16 protein-coding genes and 1 pseudogene are annotated in these 18,123 nt (G+C 70.5%); 9 read left to right on the top strand and 8 right to left on the bottom strand.

Going from position 1 to position 18,123, the window contains the following annotated elements:
* The first annotated feature begins 4 nt into the window (after positions 1-4).
* Complete coding sequence (gene secD / locus AB0915_RS16100) at positions 5-2,308, top strand: protein translocase subunit SecD (protein ID WP_366691680.1); 2,304 nt, start codon at positions 5-7, stop codon at positions 2,306-2,308.
* Between the two features lie 97 nt (positions 2,309-2,405).
* On the opposite strand, the gene AB0915_RS16105 is transcribed toward secD, so the two are convergent.
* Positions 2,406-3,215, bottom strand: coding sequence for a helix-turn-helix transcriptional regulator (locus AB0915_RS16105; protein WP_366691681.1), 810 nt, complete (start codon positions 3,213-3,215; stop codon positions 2,406-2,408).
* 61 nt (positions 3,216-3,276) lie between these two features.
* On the opposite strand from AB0915_RS16105, the gene AB0915_RS16110 reads away from it, so the two are divergent.
* Positions 3,277-3,582: a 4a-hydroxytetrahydrobiopterin dehydratase gene (locus AB0915_RS16110; RefSeq protein WP_366691682.1), complete on the top strand. Its 306-nt coding sequence runs from the start codon at positions 3,277-3,279 to the stop codon at positions 3,580-3,582.
* A 106-nt stretch (positions 3,583-3,688) separates the two neighbouring features.
* Entirely contained in the window at positions 3,689-4,432 is a 744-nt protein-coding gene (locus tag AB0915_RS16115; RefSeq protein WP_366691683.1) for a class I SAM-dependent methyltransferase, read from the top strand.
* A gap of 226 nt (positions 4,433-4,658) precedes the next feature.
* On the opposite strand, the gene AB0915_RS16120 is transcribed toward AB0915_RS16115, so the two are convergent.
* Positions 4,659-5,513 carry an NmrA family transcriptional regulator gene (locus AB0915_RS16120; protein ID WP_366691684.1) on the bottom strand — a complete coding sequence of 285 codons (855 nt, stop codon included), beginning with the start codon at positions 5,511-5,513 and terminating at the stop codon, positions 4,659-4,661.
* Positions 5,514-5,594: 81 nt separating this feature from the next.
* On the opposite strand from AB0915_RS16120, the gene AB0915_RS16125 reads away from it, so the two are divergent.
* Both AB0915_RS16125 and AB0915_RS16130 read left to right on the top strand, forming a co-directional pair.
* A complete protein-coding gene (locus tag AB0915_RS16125; RefSeq protein WP_366691685.1) occupies positions 5,595-6,566 on the top strand; it encodes an AraC family transcriptional regulator in 972 nt (323 codons plus the stop codon).
* A gap of 21 nt (positions 6,567-6,587) precedes the next feature.
* Entirely contained in the window at positions 6,588-7,517 is a 930-nt protein-coding gene (locus AB0915_RS16130) for a class I SAM-dependent methyltransferase (RefSeq protein ID WP_366691686.1), read from the top strand.
* Here AB0915_RS16130 and AB0915_RS16135 read toward each other — a convergent pair.
* The 4 genes from AB0915_RS16135 to AB0915_RS16150 all read right to left on the bottom strand — a co-directional run bounded on the left by AB0915_RS16135 (position 7,514) and on the right by AB0915_RS16150 (position 12,126).
* Positions 7,514-7,996, bottom strand: coding sequence for an RICIN domain-containing protein (locus AB0915_RS16135; protein ID WP_366691687.1), 483 nt, complete (start codon positions 7,994-7,996; stop codon positions 7,514-7,516). The two genes, AB0915_RS16130 and AB0915_RS16135, sit on opposite strands and share 4 nt — an antisense overlap.
* 96 nt (positions 7,997-8,092) lie before the next feature.
* A complete protein-coding gene (locus AB0915_RS16140; RefSeq protein WP_366691688.1) occupies positions 8,093-8,929 on the bottom strand; it encodes an aldo/keto reductase in 837 nt (278 codons plus the stop codon).
* 188 nt (positions 8,930-9,117) lie between these two features.
* Entirely contained in the window at positions 9,118-10,917 is a 1,800-nt protein-coding gene (locus AB0915_RS16145) for an AMP-dependent synthetase/ligase (RefSeq protein ID WP_366691689.1), read from the bottom strand.
* A 297-nt stretch (positions 10,918-11,214) separates the two neighbouring features.
* Complete coding sequence (locus AB0915_RS16150; protein ID WP_366691690.1) at positions 11,215-12,126, bottom strand: LysR substrate-binding domain-containing protein; 912 nt, start codon at positions 12,124-12,126, stop codon at positions 11,215-11,217.
* A 108-nt stretch (positions 12,127-12,234) separates the two neighbouring features.
* Between AB0915_RS16150 and AB0915_RS16155 the strand changes: the two genes are divergently transcribed.
* Entirely contained in the window at positions 12,235-13,278 is a 1,044-nt protein-coding gene (locus AB0915_RS16155; RefSeq protein ID WP_366691691.1) for a bile acid:sodium symporter family protein, read from the top strand.
* A 115-nt stretch (positions 13,279-13,393) separates the two neighbouring features.
* On the opposite strand, the gene fdhD is transcribed toward AB0915_RS16155, so the two are convergent.
* Together fdhD and AB0915_RS16165 are read right to left on the bottom strand one after the other, a co-directional pair.
* Complete coding sequence (gene fdhD / locus AB0915_RS16160; RefSeq protein ID WP_366691692.1) at positions 13,394-14,242, bottom strand: formate dehydrogenase accessory sulfurtransferase FdhD; 849 nt, start codon at positions 14,240-14,242, stop codon at positions 13,394-13,396.
* An 11-nt stretch (positions 14,243-14,253) separates the two neighbouring features.
* Positions 14,254-14,551, bottom strand: a pseudogene (locus tag AB0915_RS16165) (hypothetical protein); the annotation flags it as partial.
* 204 nt (positions 14,552-14,755) lie between these two features.
* On the opposite strand from AB0915_RS16165, the gene AB0915_RS16170 reads away from it, so the two are divergent.
* The 3 genes from AB0915_RS16170 to AB0915_RS16180 all read left to right on the top strand — a co-directional run bounded on the left by AB0915_RS16170 (position 14,756) and on the right by AB0915_RS16180 (position 18,046).
* Entirely contained in the window at positions 14,756-15,712 is a 957-nt protein-coding gene (locus AB0915_RS16170) for a beta-ketoacyl-ACP synthase III (RefSeq protein ID WP_366691693.1), read from the top strand.
* A 65-nt stretch (positions 15,713-15,777) separates the two neighbouring features.
* A complete protein-coding gene (locus AB0915_RS16175) occupies positions 15,778-16,428 on the top strand; it encodes a GntR family transcriptional regulator (protein ID WP_366691694.1) in 651 nt (216 codons plus the stop codon).
* A gap of 436 nt (positions 16,429-16,864) precedes the next feature.
* A complete protein-coding gene (locus AB0915_RS16180; RefSeq protein ID WP_366691695.1) occupies positions 16,865-18,046 on the top strand; it encodes an ROK family transcriptional regulator in 1,182 nt (393 codons plus the stop codon).
* The last annotated feature ends 77 nt before the right edge of the window (positions 18,047-18,123 follow it).

An 18,123-nucleotide genomic window follows, 5' to 3' on the forward strand; every position in this document is an offset into this window, starting at 1 on the left:
TTCCATGACTCGCGCCACCACGGTGCGAGCGGTTCTGGCTGCGGCCGTGCTGCTCGTCTCCGTGCTCATCACGCTGACCATGTCACCCAGATTCGGCCTCGATCTTCAGGGCGGCACCAGGATGGTGCTCCAGGCCAAGGACTCCGCCACCACGAAGGCGGACCGGGAGAGCACCGACCGAACCCTTGAGGTGCTCCGCCAGCGCATCGACTCGCTCGGCGTCGCCGAACCGACCCTGACCCGGTCCGGAGAGGACCGGATCATCGTCGAACTGCCCGACGTCCAGGACCCGCGCAAGGCCGCCGAAGTCATCGGCAAGACCGCCCAGCTCAGCTTCCACGCCGTCCAGGGCCCCGGCACGGAACAGGAGAAGGGAAAGGCCGCCGGGCTGACGCTGCCCGACGAGGAGGGCCGCCCTCTCGCCCTCGGCCCGGCCCGGCTCACCGGCGCGGGCGTCAAGGACGCCGGGGCCTCCTTCGACGCTCAGCAGGGCGCCGGCTGGACCGTTGCTCTCGACTTCCACAAGGGCGCGGGCCGGGACTGGACCCGGCTGACCGGCGAAGCCGCCTGTCATCCCGTTCAGGACGATCGGCGGCGGGTCGCGATCGTCCTCGACAACCAGGTGATCTCCTCGCCCCAGGTCGCCCCGTCCGTCGGCTGCAACGTCGGCCTTCCGTCCGGCTCCACACAGATCACCGGTTCCTTCGGCGCCGACGAGGCCCGCAATCTCGCGCTGCTCATCAAGGGCGGCGCGCTGCCCCTTCCCGTCGAGATCGTCGAACAGCGGACCGTCGGTCCGACGCTCGGCGCCGCTGCGATCGACGCCAGCGCCCAAGCCGCTCTCATCGGCGCCGCCGCCACCGCCCTCTTCATCACGTTCGTCTACCGGCTCTTCGGCGCCCTCGCCGCGGTGGCCCTGGCCGCGTACGGAGTCATCTCGTACGCCGCGCTGGTCGCTCTCGGCGTCACCCTCACCCTCCCCGGACTCGCCGGATTCGTCCTCGCCATCGGGATGGCGGTCGACGCGAACGTGCTGGTCTTCGAACGCGCCAGGGAGGAGTACGCGGAACGTCCCGGCCGCTCCCTGCGCTCCGCGATGACCGCCGGATTCCGTAACGCCTGGAGCGCGGTCGCCGACTCCAACGTCACCACCCTGATCGCGGCCGGTCTGCTCTTCTTCCTCGGCTCGGGACCGGTCAAGGGCTTCGGAGTCACGCTCGCCATCGGTGTTCTCGCGTCGATGTTCTCGGCGCTCGTCATCGCTCGTGCCCTCACCGAGATCGCGTCCGGCTCGCGGTTCGTCAACGACTACCGGGGCGTCAACGGCATCGCCCGCCCCGGCCGTGTACGGACCTGGCTGGCCCGCCGTGATCCGCAGCTGTTCCGGTCACCCCGCCGCTGGCTGCTGGTCTCCACGGCGCTGATCGCCGTCGCGGTCCTCGGTATCGTCGTACGGGGTGTCAATCTGGGCGTGGAGTTCACTGGAGGCCGGCTCGTCGAGTACTCCACCAGCCGGCCCGTCGACGTGGAGACCGCCCGCACGGCGCTGGCCGACGCGGGGTTCGGCGACGCCGAGGTCACCACGGCGGGCGCGGGCGACCTCTCCGTACGTACCGGGGATCTCAGCAACGACGAGGAGCACACCCTGCGTGCCGTCCTTGCCGAGGAGGGCGGCCACACCACCAAGGTCCGCGACGAACTCATCGGACCCAGCCTCGGCGACGAACTGCGGCGCAACGCGCTGATCGCGCTCGCCATCGCCGTCCTCGTGCAACTCGCGTATCTGGCGGTCCGGTTCCGCTGGACGTTCGCCCTGGCATCGGTCGCCGCGCTCGTCCATGACGTCATCATTCTGATCGGCGCGTTCGCCTGGCTCGGCCGCACCGTCGACGGCATCTTCCTGGCCGCACTCCTCACCGTCATCGGCTACTCCGTCAACGACTCGGTGGTCGTCTTCGACCGGGTCCGCGAACTGTGGGCGAAGGCGCGCCGCGTACCCGTGGCGACCATCGCCAACCGCGCCGTCGTGCAGACCGTTCCCAGAACCGTCAACACCGGCATGGGCGCCCTCTTCATCCTGGCCGCTCTCGCCGTGCTGGGCGGCGACTCCCTCGCGGACTTCGCGCTCGCCCTGCTCATCGGCATCTGCGTCGGCACGTACTCCTCGGTCCTGACCGCCGTACCGGTCGCACTCACCCTGGAGAAGAGCAGCAAGGCCCCGCCGCCCGCCCGCAAGCGGGCCCCCGGACGCACGTCCGGCGCGCGGACGAAACGCCGGGACCCGCTCGACAACGGGGCGCGCGTGTAACCGCTTCGCGCTCCCGCGGTGTGCCGCCCCCGCCCACCAGGGCGGGGGCAGTACACGTTGTCCCCTCGCCAAGGGGTGACGCGCCGGACGCGGACCGTCAGGACGGGAGCGACCTCAGATACGCGGCGGTCTCCTGGTCGGCGGGCAGAAACGTCTCGATCGCCAATTCGGCCACCGTCACATCCATCGGCGTATTGAACGTCGCGATGGAGGAGACGAACGAGAGCACCCGCCCGTCGTGCTCAATCACCATCGGCAGCGCGAACGACAGTGCCGACGGCGGTCCCGCCGGCTCGTCCTGCCCGTCGGCGCTCTTCGGCAGGGGATAGGCGGCGACCTCCTCGTACAGCTCACGGAGCTCCGCCGAACGGGCCAGCGCGATCTGACGTTCCATCTGCGCCAGCAGGTCGGCCCGCCATTCCCGAAGATTGCGGATCCGCGGAGCCAGGCCCTCCGGGTGGAGGGTGAGTCGCATGGCGTTGAGCGGGGGTGCGAGCAGATGCTCGGCCACCCCCTCCAGCATTATGGCGATACCCCGATTGGCGGCCACCACGTTATATGTCCCGTCGACGACGAGCGCCGGATACGGGTCGTACCCCCGCAACAGCTGCTCCATGCCCTCGCGCAGCGCGCCCATCGCGGGATCGTCGAGCGCGGTCTCCGCGTAACGGGGCGCATAACCGGCCACCACCAGCAGGGCATTGCGTTCCCTGACCGGCACATCGAGATGCTCGGCCAGCCGGAGGATCATCTCCTCGCTGGGACGGGAACGGCCCGTCTCGATGAAGGAGATGTGGCGGGCCGAGGAGTCCGCGCGCAGCGCCAGCTCCAGCTGGCTCAATCGGCGCTGCTCCCGCCAGCTGCGCAGCAGTGGCCCTACCCCCGTGTCAAGCGCGACAGTTGTCATACGGAGACCGTAACGTCACCGGCACCGCCCATCGACACCGACCTTGTGAGGGAGCCGCATCATGCCCGCCGAACCGTTGTCGCAGAAAGAGATCGAGGACCGGCTGCGCGAGCTGCCCGGCTGGGCGCTGGAGGGAGACCGGATCACCCGCAGTTACCGGTTCCGCTCGCACTTCGCCGCCGCCGGACTCACCATCCATGTCGCGCAGATCCAGGAGGAGCTGAACCACCACTCCGATCTGACGCTCGGCTACAACATCGTCTCCCTGTCGGTGAACACGCACGACGCGGGCGGGGTGGTCACTGAGAACGACCTGGAACTTGCCGAGCGCGTGGAGGCGATCGCCGCGGGGCACGGCGCGGCGTGACGGAGTGGGGGCGCGGCGCTCGTCGGGGCGCCGCGCCGGACCGCCGGCAATACCCCCTGTTCTGATCGGTTCAGCGATAGGGGGCGGTTGCCCTACAGTCGCCCTCATGCTGGATTACAACGATGAGGCGGCTTCATACGACGCGACGCGCGGCGGTGTGCCCCGGGCCGAGGCGGCGGCCCGCGCGCTGCTCGGGTTGGTCCCGGAGTCCGCCCGTACGCTCCTGGACATCGGCTGCGGTACGGGACTGGTCACCGAGCGGATGGTGCTGGCCCGGCCCGCACTGCGGGTGCTGGGCACCGATGCCTCGCACGGCATGGCGCGGCGCGCACGGCAGCGGATCGGCGCCGTGGCACTGGCCGACGCACGGCGGCTGCCGCTGCCCGCCGCCGCGGTCGACGCCGTGGGCACCGTCTGGCTGCTGCATCTGCTGCGGGGGGCGGGTGACGTGCGGGCGGTGGTGTCCGAGGCGGCACGGGTGCTGCGTTCCGGAGGTGTGTTCGTCACCACGGTCGACAAGGACGCGGCGCACGACGTGGGCAGCGACATCGACGAGCTGTTCGCCCCGTACTTGCGTCCCAGCCCGGCCGACCCCGAGGAACTGGTCGTCGCGTACGGGGCGGAGGCCGGGCTCGATGTGGTGGGGGAGAACCGATTCCTCGGACACGGGCAGGGACGGACGCCGCGCAGTGCCGCGCGTGCTGTGCGCGCCGGCTACTTCGTCTCGCGTCTGGAGCTGCCGGGGGCGGCGGCGGACGAGCTGGCGGCGGCGCTCCTGGCGCTGCCCGAACCGGATCGGCCGCGCCCCGAGCCGGAGTACCGGCTGCTGGCGTTCCGGCGCAGGGGCTGAAGTCCCGCGGAGGCGGGGGCCGTCCGGGGCCGCATCGCAGGACCCCGAGTTCGCGGCGCCGCCCCCGCCCGCGCGGGCGGCAGACCGCAGGTTCAGGCAACCCCCTGCGGGCGGGCTGCCTGAACCTGCCCGACAGGGGTTTGGCCGCCCGTATCCCGCGCGTCATCAGGGCGCGCAGGCCGCATCGGGTCGCCCGCGTCGGCCGGGGGTCCGGCAGATGACCTCCTTACGCCACCGTCCAGGCCCCGTCCTCCGCGGCCTCCCGCGCGAACGTGCCGAAGTCCTTCGGAGCCCGTCCCAGCACACGCTCCACCCCGTCCGTCGTGCTCGCGTTGTGACCGTCCAGCAGCGTCGTGAACAGCTCGGCCAGGAAGCCAGCTTCGGGGCCCGGCATGCCGAACTCCTTGAGTGCCGATGCATACTGAGGCTCCGTCACCGACACGTATCGCACCTCGCGCCCCACGGCCCGCGTGAGCTCCGAGGCCACTTCGGCGAAAGTCAGCAGCCGAGGTCCGGTCAGTTCGTGCACCAGGCCCCCGTGACCCTCCTCGGTGAGCGCGGCGACCACCACATCCGCCAGATCGTCGGCATCGACGAACGGCTCAGCGGTCCCGCCCGCCGGGAACACCACCTCACCGCCGAACACCCCGTCCAGCAGCGCGCCCTCGCTGAAGTTCTGCGCGAAGAACGCCGACCGCACGACGGTGAGCGTTGCCCCGGCCGCCGCCCCCCGCAGCTTCTCCTCCGCCACCACCGCCTGTGGTTCGCCCCGCCCGGAGAGCAGCACCAGCCGGTGCACCCCGTTCTCCGCCGCGATCCGCCCGAAGGCCGCCATCGCCTCCGGGGCACCGGGCGCCGCCAGATCGGGGTAGTACGCGACGTACGCGGCATCCACGCCCCGCAGGGCAGGCGCCCAGCTCGACTCGTCCGCCCAGTCGAAGCGGACCTCGCCACCGCGCGAGCCGGCCCGTACCGGCACTCCGCGGGCGGCGAGCCGCTCCACCACCCGGCGGCCCGTCTTTCCCGTACCGCTCGTCACCAACACTGTCTCGCGCTTCACGTTCTCCGTGTTCCGTGTCATGACTCAAGCGTCGCGGGAAGGCTCCATGGGGACCATGCGCGAACCGCTCAGACCCCTACGCGTACGTCTACGCTGCTGACCATGGACGCACTCGCCGGACTGCTCGACGGACCACGGGCCAGGGGCGCCTTCCTGCTGCGCATGGTGATGGAACCGCCCTGGTCCGTACGGATCGAGGACCGGGCGCCGCTCTGTCTGATGTCCATGACCCACGGCGATGCCTGGATCGTCCCCACAGGCGCGACGGACCCGGTGCTGCTGCGGCCCGGTGACATCGCCATCGCCCGCGGCCCGGAGCCGTACACCGTCGCCGACACCCCCGGCACCGTGCCGCACGCCCGGATCGGCCCCGGCGGCGCCTGCGGCACCCTGCGTGGCGAACCGCTCTCGGAGTCCATGCAACTGGGGGTACGCACCTGGGGCAACGCCCCCGACGGTGCGGCGAACATGCTCATCGGCACCTACCTGCTGGAGGGCGAGATCAGCAGGCGGCTCCTCGACGCCCTGCCCCCGCTGCTCCTCCTGCCCTCCGACCCCCGAAGCGGCCCCCTGCTGACGCTGCTCGATGTCGAGATATCCCGGGACGAGCCCGGCCAGAGCGTGGTCCTCGACCGGCTGCTCGATCTGCTGCTCATCGCCGTACTGCGCAGCTGGTTCTCCCGGCCCGGGGCCGAGGGACCCGCCTGGTACCGGGCGATGGGCGACCCGGTCGTCGGACAGGCGCTACGGCTGCTGCAGAACGAACCGGCGCACCCCTGGACAGTCGCCGCACTGGCCGCCCGGACCGGAGTCTCGCGGGCCGGACTCGCCCGCCGCTTCACCGAACTGGTGGGGGAGCCGCCGATGGCGTACCTGACCGGCTGGCGCCTGGCCGTCGCCGCGGATCTGCTGCGGGAGACGGACGCCACCGTGGAAGCGGTGGCCCGGAAGGTCGGCTACAGCGGGTCGTTCGCCTTCAGCACCGCCTTCAAACGCGGCCGCGGCGTCAGCCCCCAGGAGTACCGGAGAGGCCACGGCTTGCCGAACCGGCAACAAAGTTCGCCACCTGCCTGAGGCCCGGCGAGGCTTGTCCGCATGACGAAGCACGCCGATCACGGCCCTCATCACGGCAGCACCCACGGCCGGCCCGACCGTACCGGGCACAGCCACCACCACGACACCACCGACCTCGACTGGGACGTCATGGGTCCACAGCTGGAGCGGAACGGCGAGCTCAGCAGCCCCCAGTACGCGGCGGCGGCCCACTGGATCGCCGGACTGCCCACCGCCCCGCAGGTACGCAGGGTCCTCGACATCGGCAGCGGACCCGGCGTGATCTCCTGCCTGCTCGCCGAGGAGTTCCTCGAGGCCGAAGTCGTCGCCGTGGACAGCACTCCGGCGCTCCTGGAGCGCACCCGGGCCCGCGCCGGGCGCCTCGGACTCGGCGATCGCGTCCGTACCCTGCGCGCCGAAATCCCTGACGAGCTGGCCAAGTTGGGAGAGGCGGACCTGATCTGGGCGGGCAACGCCCTGCATCACATGGGAGACCAGCGCGCCGTCCTCGCCGGCTTCGCCGAACTGCTGCGCCCCGGCGGGACCGTCGCCCTCGTCGAGGGCGGGCTGCCGCCCCGTCAGCTTCCGCGCGACATCGGCATCGGCCGGCCCGGCCTGGAGGCCAGGCTCGACGCGATCACCGCGGAGTGGTTCGAGGCGATGCGGGCGGCACTCCCGGACGCCACGCGGGAGATCGAGGACTGGAGCGCCCTGTTCACCGCGGTGGGGCTGGCCCCGCAGGGCACTCGCAGTTTCCTGCTCGACCTGCCCGCACCCCTCTCCGGCCAGGCGCGCGACCATGTCATCGCCGAATTCGCCCGCCGCCGCGAGATGTTCGCCGGGGAACTCGCCACCGACGACCTCGCCACACTCGACCGGCTGCTCGACCCCGAGGACCCGGCCGGACTGCACCACCGCCCCGACGTCTTCCTACTGACAGCGCGCACGGTCCACCTGGCCCGACGCACCTAGGGCGTGTCCGGCACCGGCTCCAACTGCCACCACTGGCCGGGGGAGTCGGTGTCCTCCCACTGCCGCACATTGGCGCCGTCCGCCGTGGAGCCGTCGGCCACTTCCAGGACGAGTCCGCTGATGAAGCTGACCAGCGTCACGGTGCCCGGCGCATCCAGGTGCTGTTCGATCAGCCACTCCTGCGCGCCGTAGTTGTTGGCCTTCCACTGCTGGACGTTGGCGCCGTTCTCCGTGGAGGCGTTGGCGACGTCCAGCCGCTTGCCGCTGTGCGCATTGGTCAGGTGGTACAGCGCGGCACCCTCGTGCACGGGGGAGAGCTGCCAGTGCCGCCCGCCCGCGCCGTCCTGCCTGTCCGCGCCCTGCTGGACGTTGGCGCCGCTGGCCTTGGCGCAGCCGTCAACCTCCAGCAGCAGTCCGCTGCCCACATTGCGCAGCCGGTACAGACCCGGTGCGACAACGGGTGCGGTGTCCGCGCTCATGATGGTGTCTCCTTCGGGTTCACCCGCATGCAGACCGCCGCCCGGCGGGGGAGCCGGACGGCGGTCGTGCGTGATGCGGTCGTGCAACGGCTGGGCTCAGGCGCCCAGGTTGAACTCGCCCGGGTTCGGGCCGAGGCGCTTGCCCTCGTCGAGCGCGGCGAACGCGGCCAGGTCGTCGGCGTCCAGCTCGAAGCCGAACACATCGATGTTCTCCGCGATCCGCGACGGTGTCACGGACTTCGGGATCACCACGTTGCCCGTCTGGAGGTGCCAGCGGAGCACAGCCTGCGCGGGTGTGCGGCCGTGCTTCCGGGCGATCGCGACGACCGTCGGGACCTCCAGGAGGCCCTTGCCCTGACCCAGCGGGGACCAGGCCTCGGTGGCGATGCCGTGCCGCGCGTGGAAGGCGCGTGACTCGGCCTGCTGGAGCTGTGGGTGCAGCTCGATCTGGTTGATCACCGGGACCACGGAGGTCTCGCCGAGCAGGCGCTCCAAGTGCTCCGGAAGGAAGTTGGAGACACCGATGGCCTTCGCGCGACCGTCGGCGTAGATCTTCTCGAACGCCTTGTACGTGTCGATGTACGCGTCCTTGGCAGGCACCGGCCAGTGGATCAGGTACAGGTCGACGTAGTCGAGGCCCAGCTTGTCCAGTGAGGCGTCGAATGCGCGCATCGTCGACTCGTAGCCCTGGTCGGCGTTCCACAGCTTGGTGGTGACGAAGAGCTCCTCGCGGGGGACACCGGAGGCGGCGACGGCCTTGCCGGTGCCCTCCTCGTTCCCGTAGATCGCGGCGGTGTCGATGCTCCGGTACCCGGACTCGATGGCCGTCGCGACCGCCTTCGAGGCCTCGTCGTCCGGCACCTGCCAGACACCGAAACCGAGCTGCGGCATCTCGACGCCGTTGTTGAGGGTGAGGGAGGGGACCTGGCTCACGAGCGGTCGATCCTTTACGTCGTCGATTGGTGTTCGCATGGTCAACGATCACGAGGCGCCATGCATTCCCTGCCGACCGGCCGTTCCGTCCCCCGTCAGCTCGGGACCGACGCAAGCAGGGCCCGGCAGCGCTCCGGCCCTACGGCCTCCCCCCGCGACAGGGGGTGGGCTCCCGACGCCCTGCGATCTCAGCGGTACAGTGCGTCCACCTCGACCGCGTACGCCGTCTCGATCGCCTTCCGCTTCAGCTTCAGCGACGGGGTAAGCAGTCCGTGCTCCTCGGTGAACTGATGCGCAAGGATCCGGAAGGTACGGATCGACTCGGCCTGCGACACCGCCGTGTTGGCGGCCACCACCGCCCGCCTGACCTCCATCTCCAGATCCGGGTCCCGCACCAGGTCCGCCGCGTTCATCGGCGGCCGCCCCTGCAGGGTGAGCCAGTGGTCCACGGACTCCTGGTCCACGGTCACCAGCGCCGCGATGTACGGCCGGTCGTTGCCGACCACGATGCACTGCGCCACCAGCGGATGGGCCCGCACCCGCTCCTCCAGACCGGCCGGCGACACACTCTTGCCGCCCGATGTCACCAGGATCTCCTTCTTCCGCCCGGTGATCGTCAGATAGCCGTCCTCGTCGAGCGCACCCAGGTCGCCGGTGGCCAGCCAGCCGTCGTGCAGTACCGCGGCGGTGGCGTTCGGGTCGCCCAGGTAGCCGCCGAAGACCTGGGCGCCGTGCACCCAGACCTCGCCGTCGTCGGCGATGTGCACGGTGGTGCCGGGGATCGGCTGCCCGACCGTGCCGTACCGGGTGCGCTCCGGTGGATTGGCGGTGGCCGCCGCCGTGGACTCGGTCAGTCCGTACCCCTCGTACACCGTGACACCCGCGCCCTCGAAGAACAGACCGAGCCGCCGCTCCATCCCCGAACCGCCCGACATGGCGTGCCGGACCCGGCCGCCCATCGCATCGCGGACCTTTTTGTACACGACCTTGTCGAAGAACTGGTGCTGCATCCGCAGCCCCGCGGAAGGGCCGGGGCCGGTCCCGAACGCCCGGTGCTCCATCGCCTCCGCGTACTTCACCGCGACCTCGACGGCCTTGTCGAAGGGCCCGATCCTGCCCTCCGCCTCGGCCTTGCGCCGGGCGCCGTTGAAGACCTTCTCGAAGATGTACGGGACCGCCAGGATGAATGTCGGCCGGAACGACACCAGGTCCGGCATGAGCGCCTTCGCCGACAGCTCCGGCTGATGGCCCAGCTTCACCCGGCCGCGGACCGCCGCGATCTCGACCATCCGGCCGAAGACGTGCGCCAGCGGGAGGAAGAGGAGCGTGGCGGCCTCGTCGCCCGGCTTGGAGTGGAAGACCGACTCCCAGCGCAACGCCATCGTGTCCGTCTCGAACATGAAGTTGGCGTGCGTGATCAGGCAGCCCTTGGGGCGGCCCGTGGTGCCGGACGTGTAGATGATGGTCGCCACCGAATCGGGCATCACCGCCCGCCGGTGCCGGTGCACCACGTCGTCCTCGACACGCACCCCCGCCTCGACCAGCTCGGTCACCGCGTCCGAGTCCAGCTGCCAGAGCCGCTTCAGCTGGGGCAGCCGGTCGATCACCGAGGCGATCGTCATCGCATGGTCCTCGTGCTCGACCATGATCGCGGACACCTCGGCGTCGTGCAGCATCCAGAAGACCTGCTCGGCGGAGGACGTCGGATAGACCGGCACGGACTGGGCGCCGACCGCCCACAACGCGAAGTCGAAGAGTGTCCACTCGTAACGGGTACGGGCCATCAGGGCAACCCGGTCGCCGAACCGGACACCGTGGGCGATCAGCCCCTTGGCGAGCGCGAGAACCTCGTCGCGGAACGTCGCCGCGGTGACATCACGCCAGCGTCCGTCCGCGTCCTTCCGGCCCAGCGCGATGCGGTGCGGATCCTCCTCCGCATAGTCGAAGACGGCATTGGCCAGCCCGCCTACCTGGGGCGCGACCGCCATGGGGGGGACAGTGAACTCGCGCAATGACCTGCTCCTTGTGGCGCTCGGCACAGCGCCGTGACGCTACCCCACCGGGTGGCTCGGCGGGAGGGCCCGGAGCGACCGGAAAGCGTGCCATCTGCACAGGTTCAGCCACAGATATCCGGCCAGATGGGCAAGGCTCGGGCGTGCTTCTGGCGGTGGAGTAGGTAGCTCGCGCCGGAATCTCCACCGAATCTGTACGCCTCGGCCACTCCCGTCATGGGGGTCAGGATGTGTTCCGTACCTGCTGCCCATTCTCCCCGCGCACGCGTGCGGTCATGCGCCGTCGCGGCCACTGATCGCGTCGACCCCGCCGATGCCACGGATCAGCCGGTCGCCGCCCGCCAGGATCGCCGTCGCGAGCGCGTCCGCCGCCTCCTGCGCCGCGTCCCGGCGGCGGCCGTGCAGCAGGACGAAATCCACGTCGCCGAGTTCCGGCAGCCCCGCCCTGGCCGGTACGGGAGTCAGTCCCGGCGGGATGAGCCCGCGGGTGTGCGCCATCACGCCGAGACCGGCGTGGGCCGCCGCGACGAGTCCGCTGAGGCTCGTACTCGTACAGGCGATTCGCCAGGACCGGCCGTGCTCTTCCAGCACCTCCAGGGCGCGGGCCCGGGTGAGGCCCGGCGGCGGGAAGAGAATCAGCGGCACCGGGCGGTCCGGGTCGATCCGCACGTGCGGTGCGCCGATCCAGGTCAGTGCGTCCTGCCAGACCAGTTCGCCGTGCGTGTCACCGGTCCGCCGCTTGGCGAGGACGAGATCGAGCCGTCCCGCCGCCAACTGCCGGTGCAGCGTCCCGGACAGCTCCACGGTCAGCTCCAGCTCGACCTCCGGATGGTCGCGGCGGAATGACGCCAGAATCTCCGGCAGCCGGGTCTGTACGAAGTCCTCGGACGCCCCGAACCGCAGCCGCCCGCGCAGTCGCGTTCCGGTGAAGAACGCCGCAGCCCGCTCGTGGGCCTGCAGGATCGTCCGCGCGAAGCCGAGCATCGCCTCACCGTCCACGGTGAGATCGACCTGGTGCGTGTCCCGCGTGAACAGCTGGCGCCCCGTCGCGTCCTCCAGCCGCCGCACATGCTGACTCACCGTGGACTGCCGCACGCCCAGCCGACGGGCGGCCTGGGTGAAGCTCAGCGTCTGGGCGACGGCAAGAAAGGTACGGAGCTGTGCAGGATCGTACATAGCGCCCACGCTATCGCGAACCGTGATGACAGTGAGAGCGGTATGCCGGATTCCCGATCGCCCTGGTCGAGAGCACGATGAAGAGGGCACGACCTGAACGAGAGACACGTGGAGCACATGAGCCGCACCTTCAAGCTGCCGTCCTGGCTGCCGATCGACCCGTACATCCTGGCGCTGATCGGCACGGTCGCGCTCGCGGCGCTGCTGCCCGCATCGGGGACCGCCGCGGAGGTCGCGGACGGCGCGTCGACCGGAGCGGTCGCCCTCCTCTTCTTCCTGTACGGTGCCCGCCTCTCGACCGCCGAGGTGCTCGACGGCCTCAGGCACTGGCGGCTCCACCTCACCGTCCTGATCTGTACCTTCGTCGCGTTCCCGCTGCTGGGACTGGCGGGCAAGGGGCTGGTTCCGTACGTCCTGACCCCGCAGCTCTACACCGGCTTCCTCTTCCTCTGCCTCGTCCCGTCGACCATCCAGTCGTCGATCGCCTTCACCTCGATCGCCCGCGGCAACGTGCCGGCGGCGATCTGCGCGGGCTCCTTCTCCTCGATCGCCGGGATCGTCCTCACCCCGCTGCTCGCCGCAGCGCTGCTCGGCAACAGCGGCGGCGGATTCTCGGCCGACGCGCTGCTGAGGATCGGGGTCCAGCTGCTGCTCCCGTTCATCGCCGGGCAGCTGCTCCGCCGCTGGATCGGCGGCTTCCTCACCCGACACAAGAAGGTCCTCGGCCGTGTCGACCGGGGCTCGATCCTGCTGGTCGTCTATACGGCTTTCAGCGAGGGCATGGTCGCCGGTATCTGGCACCAGGTCACCCCGGCGAGGCTCGGTGTGCTGCTGGCCGCCGAAGCGGTGCTGCTCGCGCTGATGCTCACACTGACCTGGTACGGGGCGAAGCGGCTCGGCTTCGACCGAGGGGACCGGATCGCCATCCAGTTCGCCGGGTCGAAGAAGAGCCTGGCGTCCGGGCTCCCGATGGCCAGCGTGCTCTTCGGGGCGCACGCCGGCCTCGCCGTGCTGCCCCTGATGCTCTTCCACCAGATGCAGTTGATGGTGTGCGCGGTGATCGCGAAGCGGCGCTCGCGGGATCCGCAGGACGGACTCCGGGAGCGCCCGGGGATTGCGGCGAGCGGTGCGGTGGCGGAGGAGCCCATTTCGGTGGGCTGACGCACTCGCCCGAACCCGAAGGCGCCGATGACGGACGCCACGCAAGCGGGACCGGCCGGCGCAGGGGGCGCTCCCCGCCGGCCGGCCCCCTGACCCGTGTCACGGGCCGGGCACCTCAGCCCTGCCCGACCGTCGCCTCCAGGGTGATGCGGTGCTCACCCGCGTACACGTTCATGGACGGGCCCCGCAGAAATCCGACCAGGGTCAACCCGGTCTCCGCCGCCAGATCCACGGCGAGCGACGACGGCGCCGAGACCGCAGCGAGCACCGGGATCCCGGCCATCACCGCCTTCTGCGCCAGCTCGAAGGAGGCCCGCCCCGACACCAGCAGAATCGCGCGGGACAGCGGCAGCCGGTCGTCGGTCAGGGCCCGGCCGACGAGCTTGTCGACCGCGTTGTGCCGACCGACGTCCTCCCGGATGTCGAGCAGTTCCCCCGCCTCGGAGAACAGCGCCGCCGCATGCAGGCCTCCGGTCCGGTCGAAGACCCGCTGCGACTCGCGGAGCCGGTCGGGGAGGGCCGAGAGCAGGGCGGGTTCGACCCGGACCGGGGGAGTGTCGGCGATCGGGTGCCGGGTGGTGGTGCGGACTGCGTCGAGGCTCGCCTTGCCGCACAGCCCGCAGGAGGAGGTCGTGTAGACGTTGCGTTCGAGCGTGATGTCGGGGACCTGCACACCGGGCGCGAGCTTCACATCCACCACGTTGTACGTGTTCACACCGTCCGCCGTCGCCCCCGCGCAGTACACGATCGACTGCACCTCGGAGCCGTCACCGATCACGCCCTCGCTGACCAGGAAGCCCGCCGCCAGCGCGAAGTCGTCGCCCGGCGTGCGCATGGTGATGGCGAGCGGTCTGCCGTTCAGCCGGATCTCCAGGGGCTCCTCGGCGACGAGGGTGTCGGGGCGCGTCGTGACCGCCCCGTCCCGGATGCGGATGGTGCGGCGGCGCTCGGTGACCCGTCCCATGGCGGCTGAACCCGATTCTGTACGTGGTGGAAGCCGAAGCGGCCCTTGATCCAGAGGTTGCCGTGGGTCACCGGGTTGCGCGCGGAGAGGTGACCTTGACGAGCTCATTGTCCTGCACATGGAGTGTGACGTTGCAGCCGACACCGCAGGAGGCACGCAGACGGTCGTGGTTTCCGTGTGGGCCGGCTCGTCCCAGGTCCCGGCTGCCCGCATGGTGAATTCGGTCGTGAAGGAGAGTGCCCCGGTGGGGCACACCTCGATGCAGCCCGATCGCACCGGCGCCGACACCTACGACTTTACGGGGCTCTCCGTTCGGCAAGGGCTGAGGGAGGGAACGTGGGCCGATGTCAAGTCGACAGAATATTGTCTACAGTATGTGTTCAGAGAGGGGCAGGGGTGTGGTCAAGCCTCCAAGCCTCGGCCGGTAATCCTGTGGGATCACGTGCCCCCGTACCGGGCGGTAGCCACCAAGACTGGATAGTTCCTGCCATACGTAGCGAGGGGAACCTCTACATGACCGGCTCACGTGTCGTGGCGCTCGGCCACTATCAGCCCGCCAAGGTGCTCACCAATGACGACCTGGCGGCCATGGTCGACACCAGCGACGAGTGGATCACCAGTCGCGTCGGGATCAAGACCCGTCATGTGGGAGGCCCTGACGAGCCGGTCGACGAGATGGCCACGCACGCGGCGGCCAAGGCGCTCGCCACGGCCGGACTCGACCCCGCCGACATCGATCTGGTCCTCGTTGCTACCTCCACCGCGATCGACCGTTCGCCGAGCATGTCCGCGCGCGTGGCTGCCCGCCTCGGCATGGCTTCGCCCGCCGTCATGGACATCAACGTGGTCTGCTCCGGCTTCACCCACGCCCTCGCCACCGCCGACCATGCGATCCGGGCGGGCTCCGCAACCCGTGCGCTGGTGATCGGCGCCGACAAAATGGCCGACATCGCCGACTGGACCGACCGCTCCACCTGCGTCCTGCTCGGCGACGGTGCGGGTGCTGCGGTCGTGGTCGCGGACCCGCAGGGCGGCGCGGACGCCGTGCCCGGAATCGGCCCCGTGCTCTGGGGTTCGGTGCCGGAGATGGGTCGCGCGGTCCGGATCGAGGGGACGCCGCCGCGCTTTGCCCAGGAGGGGCAGTCCGTCTACCGCTGGGCCACTACCCAACTGCCGCCCATCGCGCGCAAAGTGTGCGAAAAGGCGGGAGTGGCCCCCGAGGATCTCGCCGCGGTGGTACTGCACCAGGCCAATCTGCGGATCATCGAACCGGTCGCCAGGAAGATCGGTGCGGTCAACGCGGTCATCGCCCGGGATGTCGTGGATTCCGGAAATACGTCCGCCGCTTCGATCCCCATGGCCCTGTCGAAACTGGTGGAACGCGGCGAGGTCGACAGCGGCGCTCCGGCACTGCTCTTCGGGTTCGGCGGGAACCTCTCGTACGCGGGTCAGGTGATCCGTTGCCCCTGACCTCCCATGGTGCTCGGTAGTCTGTAGACGATAAGCAATTGCTCGTCGCCGGGAGGGGGACCGCGATGGTGTCCGCAGGACTGCCGCAGGGGACCCTGCCGAAGCTGGAACGGCCCGGTCCGCTGCGCGAGCGCGTCTACGAGGCACTGCTCGAACTGATCACCACGCGGGCGCTCCGCCCCGGCCGGCATCTGGTCGAGAGTGAGCTGGCGGGGCACCTAGGTGTGTCCCGGCAGCCAGTGCGCGAGGCCTTGCAGCGGCTGAACACCGAGGGCTGGGTGGACCTGCGTCCCGCCCAGGGTGCGTTCGTCCATGAACCCACCGAGGAGGAGACGGACCAGCTGCTCTCGGTCCGCACCCTGCTGGAGGCCGAGGCCGCCCGGCTGGCCGCGGCCAACTCCGGCCCGGCCGGCATTGCCGCCCTCGAAGAGCTCTGCGCCAAGGGCGAGCAGGCCGTTGCCGACGACGATGTGGATCTCGCCGTCGCCACCAACGCCGCCTTCCATGCCAAGGTCATGGAGCTGGCGGGCAATGTGGTGCTCGCCGAGCTTGCCGGACAGGTCGACCGCCGAGTCCGCTGGTACTACACACCGGTGGTCCGCCGGCGCGGCAACCGGTCCTGGGTCGAACACCGCTCGCTGATCGCGGCGATCTCCTCGCGGGACGAACAGCGGGCCACGGAGATCATGCGGGCGCACACGGAGCACACGCCCTAGCTCTTCCGTTCCGCCCGCGTACGCCCGGAGGTCCCGACGGCTGCGACACGCGCCCTGATGGGGCCGACGCGGGCGATCCTCCTCTATGCGGTGGCCGATGGTGCGGCGGCGACGGGCACAGAGCCGGTACGACCGCGCCGAGCGCCAGCTGCCACATCACCGCCCTGCGTGGCGCCTCCCTGGTGACCAGTCAGCGGCACCGCAGTACCACCGTGCACACCGTCACCCAGCTCGGCCAAGCCCTCGTGCACGGCCGCGACCGGCTCATCCCGGTCTGACCGTCTCCGCTCCCCTTCGCGCGCGCCTTTGTCCTCGGTGTGGAGAAAGTTGTAGTGGATTCCTGCGCAACTTCTTCCCACTTCCGGCAACCGCTGCTACGTTCCACTCGAAAGCCCGACGGATAGGCCGATGTGGCGGGGAGGGGCGCGTGAGACGTATGACGGCACGACCCGCGAATGCGCATCAGGCGCGACTGCTCCGGCTGTTGCGCGACGGCGGGCCCAACTCCCGGGCGCAGCTGGGGGATCAGGTCGATCTCTCCCGCTCCAAGCTCGCCGTCGAGGTCGACCGGCTGCTGGAGACCGGACTCGTCGTGGCCGACGGACTCGCCGCCTCCCGCGGCGGGCGTCGTTCGCACAACATCCGGCTCGCTCCCGCACTGCGCTTCCTCGGCGTCGACATCGGTGCCACATCGATCGATGTGGCGGTCACCAACGCGGAGTTGGAGGTTCTGGGCCACCTCAACCACCCCATGGACGTACGCGAAGGACCTGTCGCGATCTTCGAACAGGTGCTGTCCATGGCGGCCAAGCTCCGGGCCTCCGGACTCGCCGAAGGCTTCGACGGCGCGGGCATCGGCGTACCCGGACCGGTCCGCTTCCCCGAAGGCGTACCGGTCGCACCCCCGATCATGCCCGGCTGGGACGGCTTCCCGGTCCGCGAGGCACTCAGCCAGGAACTGGGCTGCCCGGTCATGGTCGACAACGACGTGAATCTGATGGCGATGGGGGAACAGCACGCGGGCGTCGCACGCTCCGTGGGCGACTTCCTCTGCGTCAAGATCGGTACCGGTATCGGCTGCGGCATCGTCGTCGGCGGCGACGTCTACCGCGGTACGACGGGCAGCGCCGGCGACATCGGCCACATCCAGGTCGAACTCGACGGCCGCGCCTGCGCCTGCGGCAACCGGGGCTGCTTGGAAGCCCACTTCAGCGGCGCCGCGCTGTCCCGCGACGCCGAGGACGCGGCGCGCGCGGGGCAGTCGCACGAGCTCGCCACCCGGCTGGAGGCGGCGGGGAAACTCACTGCCGCCGATGTGGCCGCTGCCGCGGCCGCCGGTGACGCCACCTCGCTCGACCTGATCCGTGAGGGCGGAAACCGGGTCGGCCAGGTCATCGCCGGACTCGTCAGCTTCTTCAACCCCGGACTGGTGGTGATTGGCGGCGGTGTGACCGGCCTCGGCCACACGCTCCTCGCCAGCGTCCGGACTCAGGTCTACCGGCAGTCCCTGCCGCTGGCCACCGGCAATCTCCCCATCGTGCTGGGTGAGTTGGGGCCGGCCGCCGGAGTGATCGGCGCCGCCCGGCTCATCAGCGACCACCTTTTCTCACCGGCCTGATCCTCGGCCGGTACGCACCACCGAACCGCCTCCCGCCCCTTGTGGCCGGGGGGTCGGGGGGTAACCCCCGGAACAGT

Source organism: Streptomyces sp. NPDC048411 (assembly GCF_040704695.1).
Taxonomy (GTDB): domain Bacteria; phylum Actinomycetota; class Actinomycetes; order Streptomycetales; family Streptomycetaceae; genus Streptomyces.

Coding starts and splice junctions, on each gene's coding strand:
- AB0915_RS16155 (WP_366691691.1), top strand. CDS start 12,235: ATGAGCCGCACCTTCAAGCTGCCGTCCTGGCTGCCGATCGACCCGTAC.
- AB0915_RS16115 (WP_366691683.1), top strand. CDS start 3,689: ATGCTGGATTACAACGATGAGGCGGCTTCATACGACGCGACGCGCGGC.
- secD (WP_366691680.1), top strand. CDS start 5: ATGACTCGCGCCACCACGGTGCGAGCGGTTCTGGCTGCGGCCGTGCTG.
- fdhD (WP_366691692.1), bottom strand. CDS start 14,242: ATGGGACGGGTCACCGAGCGCCGCCGCACCATCCGCATCCGGGACGGG.
- AB0915_RS16110 (WP_366691682.1), top strand. CDS start 3,277: ATGCCCGCCGAACCGTTGTCGCAGAAAGAGATCGAGGACCGGCTGCGC.
- AB0915_RS16145 (WP_366691689.1), bottom strand. CDS start 10,917: ATGGCGGTCGCGCCCCAGGTAGGCGGGCTGGCCAATGCCGTCTTCGAC.
- AB0915_RS16125 (WP_366691685.1), top strand. CDS start 5,595: ATGGACGCACTCGCCGGACTGCTCGACGGACCACGGGCCAGGGGCGCC.
- AB0915_RS16170 (WP_366691693.1), top strand. CDS start 14,756: ATGACCGGCTCACGTGTCGTGGCGCTCGGCCACTATCAGCCCGCCAAG.
- AB0915_RS16135 (WP_366691687.1), bottom strand. CDS start 7,996: ATGAGCGCGGACACCGCACCCGTTGTCGCACCGGGTCTGTACCGGCTG.
- AB0915_RS16120 (WP_366691684.1), bottom strand. CDS start 5,513: ATGACACGGAACACGGAGAACGTGAAGCGCGAGACAGTGTTGGTGACG.
- AB0915_RS16175 (WP_366691694.1), top strand. CDS start 15,778: ATGGTGTCCGCAGGACTGCCGCAGGGGACCCTGCCGAAGCTGGAACGG.
- AB0915_RS16105 (WP_366691681.1), bottom strand. CDS start 3,215: ATGACAACTGTCGCGCTTGACACGGGGGTAGGGCCACTGCTGCGCAGC.
- AB0915_RS16180 (WP_366691695.1), top strand. CDS start 16,865: ATGACGGCACGACCCGCGAATGCGCATCAGGCGCGACTGCTCCGGCTG.
- AB0915_RS16130 (WP_366691686.1), top strand. CDS start 6,588: ATGACGAAGCACGCCGATCACGGCCCTCATCACGGCAGCACCCACGGC.